Here is a 12817-nt window from a genome sequence, read left to right on the forward strand (position 1 = left end):
ATTTTTTTGAACTGATTTGACAGGTGGGCAACGCTGCTGTAATGCATTTTATAGGCAATTTCAGTAAGATTTAGCTCATCATAAACAATGAGTTCCTTTACCTTTTCAATTTTGTGTGTGAGGTAAAACTTCTCAATTGTAATGCCTTTAACTTCTGAAAAAAGATTGGCCAGGTAAGTATAATCGTAATTCAGTTTTTCACTGAGATAATCTGAAAGGTTCACTTTAATCTGCTCCTCGGTGTAATGCACCAGTTCGATAATTGCACTTTTTATTTTCTCAACCAGGATACTTTTTTTGTCATCCATTAAAAGTAGCCCGGATTTTTTTAATGCCGTTCCTAGCTGTTTTAATTGTTCAGCCTCCACATTTCCGATAATATCAGCTTCCCCTATTTTCACATCAGTATATGGTAGCCCAATTTTTTCCAATTCAGCTTTCACCACCATTTGGCAGCGTATGCAAACCATATTTTTAATGTACAACTTCAAAATAGTATTAATTATAGAACGATAGTCCCTTTATTCCATGCTTTTCAGGTATTTGTATAATTCATTGTCGGTTGAAAGAATAATGGTAGTAGTGGAATCAAACGTATTTTCAAACGTTTCCATACTTTTCATAAAGCTGTACAATTCTCTTGAGCTTCTTGATTTATTATAGGCGTTGGCATAGATGCGGGCAGCTTCAGCATCCGCTTTTCCTTTAATTGTTTCCGCTTTTTTGTATGCCACAGATTGTATCTGGTTCAATTCGCGCTCTTTTTCTCCGTTAATCCTTGAAGCTTCGCCTTCACCTTCCGACCTGAATTTGTCGGCAATACGGATTCGCTCGCTTTTCATGCGGTCGTAAACCCGTTCCCTGACATCCTCCACATAATTGATACGTTTAAACCTGAAATCAAGAATTTCGATGCCCAAATCTTTTGTTTCTTCGTTGACTGTTTCCTGAATGATATTCTGAATTCTTTTTCTGCCCACTTCGATGACGGCAAGAGAATCTTCGATTATATCACTTATTTTAGCTGTCGTATCAGCTTGCCGGTTCGTATTTCTAACAACTTCTTCCAGACTGTGGCTGGCTACCTGGTCGCGTGTTTCGCCATCAATTATATCGTCGAGCCTGCTTTGGGCTCCCCGCTCGTTGGTGAGACGTTTGTAAAACTGCAACGGGTCGGTAATATGCCAGCGCGCGTAACTGTCAACAAAGATGAATTTTTTTTCTTTTGTGGGAATCTGATTGGGATCGCCGTCCCATTCCATATACCGCTTTTCGAAATAATTTGCTTTCTGCACAAAAGGTGTTTTGAATTTCAGCCCGGGTTCGGTTACAGCATTGCCCACTGGTCTTCCGAATTGGGTTACTACCACCTGTTGCGTTTCGTTTACGATGTAAAGACTTTGTGACAGCACAATAATGCCGGCAATAATTATTGCTGCAACAAGTACTATTTTATTTTTTTTATTCATTGTTATTCTTTTTAACAAATTGATTTTGGGCTTCTAATTCAATTCTTTTTTAAGGAGAGGAATCATGTTGTTGCCCTTCTCTGAAGTGATAATCTTATCTCCCAATTTGGGTAGAACATCCTGTAATGTTTCAAGGTAAATTCTCCTTTTGGTTACTTCAGGAGCCTGAACATACTCTTCGTAAAGAGCATTAAACCTGGCCACTTCTCCCTGTGCATTGTTCACGCGCTGAGTTGCGTATCCCTCAGCTTTTTGAATGGTTTCTTCCGCCTGTCCCCTGGCTCGGGGAATTACCTTGTTGTATTCTGATTTGGCTTCATTAATAAGGGTTTCTCTTTCCTGCTGTGCTTCATTTACTGCATTGAAAGCCTGTTTTACCGATTCCGGGGGGTTGATGTCCTGTAACACAACCTGGGCTATCTCAATTCCCAGTGAATATTCTTTGGATATCTCCTGCAACAGGACTTTTACCTCACTGGCAATTTCCGCCCTTCCAACAGTTAATACCTCATTAACTGTTCTGTCGCCAACAATCTGCCTTGTAATAGCTTCGGAAAGATCGCGAAGGGTGTTATCAGGGTTGCGTACTTTAAACAAATAATTGTAAGGATCGTTTACGCGGTATTGAACCACCCACTGAACATTGGCAAGGTTCAAATCACCGGTTAGCATTATCGCTTCGTCTTCCGTAACAGAACCTGTACGACTGTATTCTGTCCTTACCCCTGCCTGCTGTGTGCGAAAGCCAAATTCCTGCTTTTTTTGCCTTTCAACCGGCACCTTGTACACCTTTTCCGCAAAAGGTATTTTCATTTTTAACCCGGGAGTAACCGTGCGTACGTGCTTTCCTAAACGCGTTACCACTCCCTCTTCTTCTGTGCCTACCTGAAAGAATGAACCAAACCCAACAATTAACAGTGCAATTACAATAATAATTGACATGTAATGCTTTTTGATGAATTGTAATATTTCAGAGACATTAAATTCTTGATTATTCATATTTTAACTATTGATTTTTATAATCTTGAAAGCTACAACTAATAAAAGGGTTTAGCGAGGAATCCCTTTTATATTTTACACATTGTTACTTTTTTCTCAGGTTGGATACTACTTTCGTAAAAACTCTCGCCAAATCTGGTCTTGTTTTCATAGAACAAGATGAAACATACTCGTACCGTCGGCAACCGTGGGTTATACCAGAACCATTATCCGCGTCCCGGCAATTCAGCTTCCATCTGCAAGTAACAGATGTCCCTTCTAATAAAATATTTCATCAAATTTGTTGGTCTAAATTGCTGCGACCTTATGGTTTTTAGAAACCTGAGCAGTTAGTTTAACTGAGCCATTATACTCCCCAAGCAACTTTAGCATTTTAATGTGCTGCCATACCGCCTGTGCAAAACTCTTGTTAACATGGTATGGTAGCCCGAATTCCTTTGTTTTTGTCTGTACAATTTGTGATATATCTCTGTAATGTATGTGACTAATATAAGGAAACAAATGGTGCTCCACCTGGTAGTTCAGTCCACCAATGAGCCAGGAAAATATCTTGCTTCCAGGCGCATAATTACAAGTTGTGTATAATTGATGTACCGCCCAGTTATTATTAAGTTCGCCGTCCTCGTCGGGAATCGGATACTCCGAAGTAGGAACCACATGAGCGGTTTGAAAAATTGTGCTTAACACCAATCCGCTTGTAAAATGCATCGCCAAAAAACCGCAAATTATCCAATACCATGCTACAGGAACTGTCAACAACGGAATTAAGAGGAACACACTGTAATAAATAATCTTCGAGATAGTTACATCAACAAACAACCTGCTGAACTTTCGTTTGCCACCTAATTTCGCTCCTGTATCCTTATATTTTTTTAATCGTTTAAAATCTTTGGCTACAATCCACGAGATTGTCATTAAACTGTAAAAGAACCATGCATAAATGTGCTGATAGCGGTGTATTTTTTTTAACGGACTATGAGGCGAAAACCTCAATATTCCGGGAGGTGCAATATCCTCATCATGTCCTTCTATGTTTGTAAATCCGTGGTGAAGCGTGTTATGCTGGTAACGCCAGTTGGTCGGAAATCCTCCAAGCAGGTACAACGAATTGCCAAAAAAACGGTTCACCTTTTGGTTTTTTGAAAAGGAACCATGATTGGCATCATGCATGGTTCCCATTCCAAGTCCTGACATTCCCAGCCCCATAGTGATCCAGCACAGCAGGACCAGGGGAACAGAGCTTATAACTCCCGAAACCATCAGTATAAACGGGGCAAGATACAATGTGATCATAAAAGCAGATTTTAAATAGATCTTCCGGTTTCCATATGGCTGAATATTGTTTTTACTGAAATATGCGTTTACAGAATTCCGTAATTCAGTTGTAAAATCGAGCCTGTTTTTTGAATATTTAATATTTACCATGTTTCTAACTCTCAATATTATTGTTTATGAATGTTACGGGAATTTTCTTTATTGATTTAATACTTACGCCCGACTTGTCTAAGTCCGTAAACGGTTCTGAAATGATAACCGTAAACAGAAAAAGTAATAGCTTCTTCCAGTAGTTTTGGTTTGTTTACGATGGTCCATATCATAAACTTCCAATATTCAAACCTGCCTCTATTTAATAGACCTAAAACAAAAACTGATTTTAAAAACGCCTTGAGCCGTGATAAATCAATATCACTTTTACGTGTTTTTACAGGTTTGTAATTCCGGAATAGTTCCCTGATACGTTTGTAATAAGGCTTCTCTTTATAAATATTATTTATAATGCGATAGTAACCTTCCAGCAATTTCTGTTTATCCATTCTGGGAATAAAATTCATTGTAAAATCGGTATTACTCCCGGTTGCATCAACGGTTAGCCTGTTTTCTTCCTGCATTTGTTTATACAGCTTTGTATTTTTCGGGGCGTTGAGCAAGCCTACCATTGCCGAGACAATTCCGCTTTTCTGAATAAAATCGATTTGTCGCTGAAATACAGAGGATGTATCGCTGTCGAAACCTACAATAAACCCACCGGAAACCTGCAACCCTGCTTTCTGGATTTGTTTTACATTTTCCAGCAGATTCCGGTTTTCATTCTGAACTTTATGGCAGTTTTGCAACGACTCTTCTACCGGGGTCTCAATTCCGATAAAAGTCGAAATGAATCCTGCTTCGCGCATCAAGGTTAGCAGCTGATCATCGTCTGCCAGGTTTATTGACGTTTGGGCATTAAAGCTAAACGGATGATTATGCATTTCCATCCATTTGATTATTGAAGGAAGCAACTTCATTTTTATAACTTTCTTGTTCCCAATGAAATTGTCATCAACTACAGAGACCAGCCCTTTCCAATTAAGTTTGTACAATGCTTCCAATTCATTTATTACCTGTTCTGAGCTTTTCATCCTTACTTTGTGTCCGAGCAGGGCAGTAATTTCACAAAAGTCACATGAAAAAGGGCAACCTCTTGAAACCTGGAGACTCATTGAAGCATAGGCTTTCATATTCAGTAAATGAAAATCGGGAACCGGAGAAACCAATAAATCTGCATATTTATCTGTCTGGTAAATTCTTTTTAGCGGGGAACCGTTTTGCAAATCGGATAAAAACAGGGGTAGCGTAATTTCTGCTTCGTTTAAAATGAAATGGTCTATCTGAGGATAATTGTTGTATTCCTGCGTAAACAGAGGGCCACCAGCTATAACTTTTACCGGGTAATCTTTACACGTGGCTAAAATCTCGGTCACCGACTCTTTCTGAACGTACATACTACTCAAAAAAACATAATCCGCCCACTTTATATCATCGCTGTTAAGTTCTTCAATATTTAAATCGATCAATTTTTTCTGCCAGTTTTCAGGCAACATCGCCGAAACGGTGATTAATCCCAATGGAGGCACGGCGGCTTTCTTGGAAATAAACTTTAATGCATGCGTAAAACTCCAGTAAGTATCAGGGTATTTCGGATATATCATCAGTACTTTCATAAAATTAGTATTTAATTGATTTAAAATTAAGACACGTGGAAATCATTCCATGTCTTCCTATCTTCTTAAAAAGAATAAACTAATGGCCTAAAAATACATCACGATTTTACCAGGATAAAATGAAAGGGATAAGCAAAAGTTTTTTGGGACAAAATATAATCTGGAAGGATGAATACTAAAATACAATGGTGAATGCCATTCGCCCCTGCACCCTAAAACAAGTCCTTTACAACCATTAAATACTGACGGGAAACTGGAATTGTCTCTTTTGTATCAATAAGTGTTAACCAGTAGTTATTAAAGTTTTTATTCAACTTATCGATGTATTGGATATTGACAATACTTGAGCGGTGTGTGCGTACAAAATTATTAAACTCTTTTAGTTGTTTTTCGATATTCTTCAGGGTATTCCGAACCATCTTTTTCCTAATCTCGCCACCGTCCCGAAAACCTATTTCCACATAATTATCAGCTGATTTTACAAAAATAATCTCTGATATCTGTAGCCTGATATTATCGGCTTCATTCTCAGAAATGAATTCAATAAACTTGTCTGCGTAGCTTTCTGAGAATTGCCTTATTTTGTCCTGCATCATCCTGTTTTCCTCCAAAAGCTTCTTGTATTTTCCGTGCGTCGATGAAAAGGTTTCTTTCAAATATATGGTAACAGGTGCGCTTAGGTTAATAACTACAACGCGCAGAACAATATTAAACGTAATTCCTGTATTTCCAACATAGCGAATATAAAATACAAACGCAATGCTGATTGAAGCTATCTGCGAAAAGTAATACAGAGAATTCAGCATTGGACGATATACTCCATCCAAATTGTTGCGAAGAAGGTGGCGTTGAAAAATAATTTGTATGATTACCTGAATAATAAAAATTATTAAGCCATAGCCGGCAATAAACAAATTTTTATTCTCAAGTTCGAATTTATGTGAAGGAAAAGGTTGGAAAAAAAGGATAAACAGGAAAACAGAAATGCTGATCACCAGATAAATCTTGAAATACTTTTTTGATAAGGTAATAAACTGATTTATGATATTATTTGACATTTCTCTTGTGATTTAAATTAGAATTAACTGTATATTGAGAATTCTAATGCCTTTCCTGTTTTATAGCTCTTCCGAAAACAAAGCAATCTAAAATTAGGGAAATAACTACTCTAAACCCAAGGAATAATCAATTTTTATTGAGATTCTATATGTTCGATGATTTAATATCATGGAATAAATGGTGACTAACATATCATTATAGTATAAACTTCTATAAAAGAGGATACCTGCCTTTTAAAAGGCAGGTAAAGTCTGAAATATTCAATTTGTCATTTTATTATAAAAGAATCTAATTAAGGTAGTTTTACTACCCGAAATGGAACGTTTTAGGAAAATATCTTTTAATTTCAATTCTAATTTTTTTTGATTTAGTTTCGATATATTCCTAAGTTTGTAATAGCTATCTGGCAGTTCTGTGATATAATGAATCAGATACTCTTGAAAAAGAGTAATGACACATGGAGACAATCAAATGACAATATAAAAGTTACAGGTTGGTTACAGATGAATTATATAAGTTTTTATTTGCCTGATAATAAGTAAATTACAAAATAAATTCGAGACCCAGCTGAGTCACCAAAAAATAGAAGCACTTAAATTCGATTTTAAGTGCTTTTTTATTTTACAAATAGTTGTCGTGTATTAGAGGGGGTGGGGCACCTCTGAATTTTTTGATTATCGTATCGTTCAACAAACCGGAACAAGCCCAAATAAATTACAAAGTCAGGTGGCAAATTGAAACAAGTTTCAAGACAAAGAAATCAAACAGGTATTGATATCTTTAAATTTTTATCATGTATTTATAAAAATTCTCTAATAATTTTTAAACTTGCAACCGCTATTTCAATAAAACTGAACACCATTGAGGAATAAAGGGCAATACAAATTTATCCGTTTTAAAGAAGAATTATCTCAGGAATTATTTACTGATTTTTTTGATTATTACTATTCCGGGTTAATCCGGTTTGCAGCGCCAATTGTAAAGTCTGAGGTACTGGCAGAAGAAGTTGTGCTCGATATTTTTTTGAAATTATGGGAAAACAGGAAAACTTTAGAAAGAATTGAGAATATTGGAACCTATTTATACATTTCTGTACGGAATAGATCAATTAACATCCTGAAGAAAGAAAAAAGATTCCATTTTGATATGCTTAAGGATTCAAATATACAATTGGCAGGTTACAAACCATCTGCAGAAAGCAAACTGATAGAGCAGGAAATGTTTAAAGTACTAAACGATGCAGTTGCCAATTTACCTTCCAAATGTAAAATCATTTTTAAGTTGATACGGGAAGATGGATTAACCAGAAATGAGGTTGCACAAGTCCTTAACATATCTGTAAAAACAGTAGATAACCAGATTGCTATTGCCGTAAAAAAAATTGCAGAACAGCTTCAAATTGATCTGTCTAATCCTGGAAATTCGATCAGCTTAAAAACTTTTTTGCTGACGCTTTAGCCTGTAACAGAGATTGTTTTAAGATTTTTGTTTAGATAATCTGAAAATAATTCAAAATTTTTTGGGGAAATAACAGAAAAAAAATGTCCTATCCCCAAAGAAACTAAAATATCGCAATTAAGGTGAAAGACATTGCATTAAAAATAGCCCGCATTTTAGTTAATGTTGCAAGTAAACAAGAGATAGATGCCGTTTCTGAGTGGAAGAAAAAATCGGATTCGAATACTTCATTTATAAATAATCTTAAAATATTCTGGGAGGGACCGGTTGAACAGGAAGCTTCTAACAGGTTAAATTCTGCCCGGTCGAGGCTGCTTATTCGTATAAATTCAAACAAAAAAAGATATAGAAATAAATTATTTACCTCCTACCTGACAAGAATTGCAGCAGTTATTATTTTTATTGTTTCTATTGCAGGACTGTCGATTTATATTGCTTCTGAAACAAATCTTTTTTACCGGAATAACAGGGTTGAGATTTTCACAGAAGCCGGACAACGAAGTAAAATTATTCTTCCCGACGGCAGTCTTGTTTGGTTAAACGCCGAAACTGTTTTTAAATATTGTCCCGATAAAAAAGAACGAAGGGTAAACCTGAGCGGAGAAGCCTATTTTGAAGTGAGCCATTCTGTTGATTATCCATTTGTTGTTGAAACAGGAGATGCCAAAATTAAGGTTTTGGGCACAAAGTTCAATGTTTCTCATTTTCCTGGTTCAGAAACTACTAAAGCGTCTCTTCTTTCCGGAGAAATAGAAATGTCATCCGATAAAATTAATAAATCTGTAAAACTTAAACCCGGAGAAAAATTAATATATAATGTAAAAGAACATACTTTCCGGGAAATAGAAACCAATGTGCAGAATGAAATTTTATGGACAAAAGGTATTTTGGTTTTTGAAAATGAATTGTTTAATGATTTGATTCTGAAACTGGAGAGATACTATGCCGTGAAATTTATTTACAATAAAGATGCTTTTGAAAATATACACTATACAGGAACCATCGATAATCTAAGTGTAAATAAGGTACTTGAATTTATTAACTTAACAATTCCAATTAATTATGAAATAAACAACAAAACGATCGAGCTGTCGCTCGGAAAAGAATAAAAAAATAAAAAAGGAAAGGTGATATGCGCGCTAACAAAATATCACCTTTCTATTATTTGATTTAATAACTATAAATCTTTTCAAAATTATGAAAAAAAAACGATTACCCGACTATCCGTCGAGATTTGGTTGGGCAAAATTATTGCGTATTATGAAGCTAACGATTTTTTTGATTCTTGCTTTGATGTTTGATGTTTCGGCATTGGTTTATTCCCAAAATTCAAAAATTTCAATTTATGTTAAAGATGGTTCTCTGAATGAAATTTTTAGGGAAATTGAAAAGTTGTCTGAGTACCGTTTTTTTTACCAAAACGAACAGATTAGTAATGTAGAAAGAAAATCGATTGATGTGACTGATAAAAATGTTTTGGACCTATTATCTGACCTGCTAGGGGAGACAGGATTGTCTTATAAATTGGTGGAACGGAACATCATTATATTTCCGATGTCGGAGTATAACGAAGGTTATGTGAAACGCCAATCGTGGGAATACTATGAAACGCAACAATTCCGGGCTATTACGGGTAAGGTAACGGATTCTTCCGGGCTTCCTTTACCCGGTGTAACCATAGCTGTTAAAGGCACAACTATTGGTACAGTTAGTAATGCTGATGGGGAATATTCATTGTCTGTTACCTCATCAGATGCAGTATTACTTTTTTCTTTTGTAGGAATGAAATCCCAGGAAATTTCTGTTGCCGGTCAGTCAACAATTAATGTGACTATGGAAGCAGATGCCATTGGGATTGATGAAGTGGTTGCTATTGGTTATGGATCGCAAAAAAAGGTGAACTTAACAGGTGCTGTTTCTACCGTAGTGGGCGAGGCCCTCGTAGCGGTTTCCACACCGAATCTTTCGAACACACTGGCGGGGAGAATGGGGGGAGTTACCGTTCAGCAGGCAAATGGTCGCCCGGGATCAAGTTCCTCAATACAAATCCGTGGTCAGGATCCACTGTATGTTATTGACGGTATCATCAAATCAAAAAGAGAATTTGATGCATTAGATGCAAACTCGGTTGAAAATATTTCAATCTTAAAGGATGCTGCTTCTGCTGCAGTATATGGAGCCAAGGCTTCCGGTGGCGTAGTTTTGGTCAATACAAAAATTGGAACATCTGGAGCGCCAACAATTACCTTTAAAGCCGCGACAAGTACTGAGAAACGTACTTTTAAGCTCGATTATGCTAGCGCTTATGATCATGCTATTATGTGGAATGATTATAATACTCTTATTGGGACCCCAGCGGGCCAGGCAACTTACTATGCCCAGGATGAATTAGATGAATTCCAAAATTATCCGGGAAAATATCCAAGTTGGCTGGAATACACGTGGAATGATCCTGTAAGCCACCAATATAATCTAAGTGTGAGCGGAGGATCTGAAAAAACAAAATATTATATCTCGGCAGGTTATTATGATGGCACAGGTTTTATGAAGAATATTACCTCCACGAAACAAGATTTCAGGATAAATATTGAATCAATAATTGCAAAAAACCTAACTTCAGAAATAAGGTTTAACTATGTTTCCGGACTCAATTCAGCGCCTATGTGGGCCAACGATAACGGAGCTTTTGACTTAAACAACCTTGTAAATGGGCTTATAACAAGTAAGAGGACCAGAAGGCCTTATGTGAATGGTTTGGCCAGTGATCAACGGGGTTGGCATCCATTGGAAGCTGCGAAACAGGGTTATATTGATGATACTGAAGATGATTTTAATGCAATTATTGGTTTAAAATATGAAGTTCCATTTATAAAAGGGCTGAATTTAAACATAAGATACAGTCAACATCGGTCATATCTGGATGGAAAAACCTTTAATGAGTTTTATACTTTTTATACTTTTCCAAAATCAGGTAGCCATAGTAACTTGATTGCTGATGATGCCGAGCCTACTACTACAAGGGTTTACGCACAAAAACCATATGAATATGTGCGCCAATCATCTAACAGGGGAAAGGATTATCAATTGAATGCAATGATCGAATATGACAATTCCTTTGGCAAGCATAACTTCAATGGTATATTGGTGTATGAGCAGACTGAATCCTCAAATAGTAGTATGACTGGAACTGGAGAAGACCTGTTTTCATCATCACTCCCTTATTTATTTGCGGCGAGTTCAGAGCCGGAAAGGAGAACGGTTACCGGTACGGCATCGGAAAGCGGGAGACTTTCATATATTGGAAGGTTAAGTTACAATTACGCCGGAAAATATCTTTTTGAAACATCGTTCAGAAAAGATGGCTCTGTAAATTTTCCGAAAGAAAAACGTTGGGGGTTTTTCCCGTCTGTTTCCCTGGGATGGCGGGTCTCCGATGAAAACTGGTTTAAAAACCGGGTTGGCTTCGTTGATAACCTTAAGTTGCGAGGTTCCATCGGTGTCCTTGGAAATGACAACGTAGGAAATTTCCAATACCTTGATGAATATAGTTTGTCGGGTTCTGTATATTATGGCAAAGTTTATCAGGGAGTTCAAACAACCGGTATCCCGAATTACAATATAACCTGGGAAAAATCGACCACCTACAATATTGGATTGGATTTTTATTTTTTGGAATCCTTTAGTTTCACTGGAGAGGTATTCTACAAAAAAACAACTGATATTCTCGAAACCAGAGGGGCGGTCGTTCCGGGGACATTTGGTGGTTCCATGCCGGACGAGAACTGGGGAGTTTCGAATGATAAAGGGTTTGAATTGATGTTGGGGTACCAGGGAGATGTTACAAAGGATTTGAAGTATTTTATCAGGGGAAACCTGGGGTATAGTATTGATGAAGTGGAAAAGACCTTCGTTCCTGAAAATCAACCTGATTACTTAAATCCAATAGGAAAACCTCGTAACCGGATTCTGGGTTATAGGACAGAAGGGATTTTACGAACACAGGACGCATATGACGAGTACCTTACAAGGGTATCTACTTTTCGGGGGGCTGTTCCTGAATTAGGTTGGCTGGCAATGCAAGATTTAAGGGGACCCGTTGAAGAAAACGTTCCCGATGGAAAAGTAGATTCTTACGATAGGGATATCCTTTCCTATAACGCAGTACCAAGGCTAAATTATGGTATAAATATAGGGGGTGATTGGAAACAATTCAAGCTCACTGCACTTTTTCAGGGAATTGGCAAGTGGGACCGAATGCTTAGCGGTTCAAGTTTTCTGCATACAAATCCAAATGTTGCACCTGCAATGAAAATTGACTACTGGACCTATGAAAATATTGATGCCGAACTTCCCCGTATGAGTAAAAATAGAAATCATTACACGCAAGCCTCAGATTTTTGGCTTCGCGATGCTTCGTTTGTACGCTTAAAAGAGCTTTCATTATATTATTCTGTACCGGAGCTAATTACTTCAAGGATCAAGGCAAAGGACGTTTTACTTTCTTTTACGGGAACGAACCTGTTTACTTGGTCTAAAATGACAGAATTTGATCCGGAACAAAGGTTACTTCATTCATACCCTATGATGAAATCATTCACTTTCCGGTTAAGTGTAACTTATTAAGATCGTTGTAAGATGATTTTCTACAATATAATATGAAATTCGAATTTCTCAACAAATAAAAATAATGAGATGAAAAAGATTTTAAAGAAAATAAAATATAATATTTCCACATTGTTTTTCATTGTTTTACTGGTAATACCATTTTAAATACAAAATGCCGCATTGAAAATTTTTAGATAGTGTTTGTTTCCGGTTATTGACATTATGGTTTCGGGTTGCATTTCTATT

General features: G+C 36.8%; 9 protein-coding genes. 3 read left to right on the forward strand and 6 right to left on the reverse strand.

The annotated features are described in order from the left end of the window. From K5G00_RS28010 to K5G00_RS28035, 6 genes are all read right to left on the reverse strand, one after another. Positions 1–470, reverse strand: a 470-nt coding sequence (locus K5G00_RS28010; protein ID WP_238769802.1) for a helix-turn-helix domain-containing protein, incomplete at its 3' end; no start/stop codon positions are given. 51 nt (positions 471–521) lie between these two features. Beyond that, on the reverse strand, positions 522–1469 hold the full coding sequence (gene hflC, locus K5G00_RS28015) for a protease modulator HflC (RefSeq protein WP_158869227.1): 948 nt from the start codon (positions 1467–1469) through the stop codon (positions 522–524). Positions 1470–1502: 33 nt separating this feature from the next. Next, positions 1503–2468 (reverse strand): FtsH protease activity modulator HflK, encoded by a 966-nt coding sequence (hflK, locus tag K5G00_RS28020; RefSeq protein WP_158869226.1) that lies wholly within the window; start codon positions 2466–2468, stop codon positions 1503–1505. A 288-nt stretch (positions 2469–2756) separates the two neighbouring features. Next, positions 2757–3893, reverse strand: a complete 1137-nt coding sequence (locus K5G00_RS28025; protein ID WP_238769803.1) for a fatty acid desaturase family protein — start codon at positions 3891–3893, stop codon at positions 2757–2759. A 56-nt stretch (positions 3894–3949) separates the two neighbouring features. Beyond that, positions 3950–5449 carry a B12-binding domain-containing radical SAM protein gene (locus K5G00_RS28030; protein ID WP_238769804.1) on the reverse strand — a complete coding sequence of 500 codons (1500 nt, stop codon included), beginning with the start codon at positions 5447–5449 and terminating at the stop codon, positions 3950–3952. 212 nt (positions 5450–5661) lie between these two features. Continuing rightward, positions 5662–6507, reverse strand: a complete 846-nt coding sequence (locus K5G00_RS28035; protein ID WP_238769805.1) for a LytTR family DNA-binding domain-containing protein — start codon at positions 6505–6507, stop codon at positions 5662–5664. An 862-nt stretch (positions 6508–7369) separates the two neighbouring features. Between K5G00_RS28035 and K5G00_RS28040 the strand changes: the two genes are divergently transcribed. The 3 genes from K5G00_RS28040 (at position 7370) to K5G00_RS28050 (ending at position 12589) form a co-directional block, all read left to right on the forward strand. After that, complete coding sequence (locus K5G00_RS28040) at positions 7370–7966, forward strand: RNA polymerase sigma-70 factor (RefSeq protein WP_238769806.1); 597 nt, start codon at positions 7370–7372, stop codon at positions 7964–7966. A 122-nt stretch (positions 7967–8088) separates the two neighbouring features. Further along, positions 8089–9075, forward strand: coding sequence for a FecR family protein (locus K5G00_RS28045; protein WP_238769807.1), 987 nt, complete (start codon positions 8089–8091; stop codon positions 9073–9075). Positions 9076–9163: 88 nt separating this feature from the next. After that, positions 9164–12589 (forward strand): TonB-dependent receptor, encoded by a 3426-nt coding sequence (locus tag K5G00_RS28050; RefSeq protein WP_238769808.1) that lies wholly within the window; start codon positions 9164–9166, stop codon positions 12587–12589. Positions 12590–12817: the final 228 nt, after the last annotated feature.

The organism is Maribellus maritimus (genome assembly GCF_022267315.1).
Lineage (GTDB): Bacteria > Bacteroidota > Bacteroidia > Bacteroidales > Prolixibacteraceae > Draconibacterium > Draconibacterium maritimum.

What these genes read in the sequence shown, in the direction of transcription:
- hflC (WP_158869227.1), bottom strand. Translation starts at nt 1,469, where the DNA reads ATGAATAAAAAAAATAAAATAGTACTTGTTGCAGCAATAATTATTGCC.
- hflK (WP_158869226.1), bottom strand. Translation starts at nt 2,468, where the DNA reads ATGAATAATCAAGAATTTAATGTCTCTGAAATATTACAATTCATCAAA.
- K5G00_RS28025 (WP_238769803.1), bottom strand. Translation starts at nt 3,893, where the DNA reads ATGGTAAATATTAAATATTCAAAAAACAGGCTCGATTTTACAACTGAA.
- K5G00_RS28030 (WP_238769804.1), bottom strand. Translation starts at nt 5,449, where the DNA reads ATGAAAGTACTGATGATATATCCGAAATACCCTGATACTTACTGGAGT.
- K5G00_RS28035 (WP_238769805.1), bottom strand. Translation starts at nt 6,507, where the DNA reads ATGTCAAATAATATCATAAATCAGTTTATTACCTTATCAAAAAAGTAT.
- K5G00_RS28050 (WP_238769808.1), top strand. Translation starts at nt 9,164, where the DNA reads ATGAAAAAAAAACGATTACCCGACTATCCGTCGAGATTTGGTTGGGCA.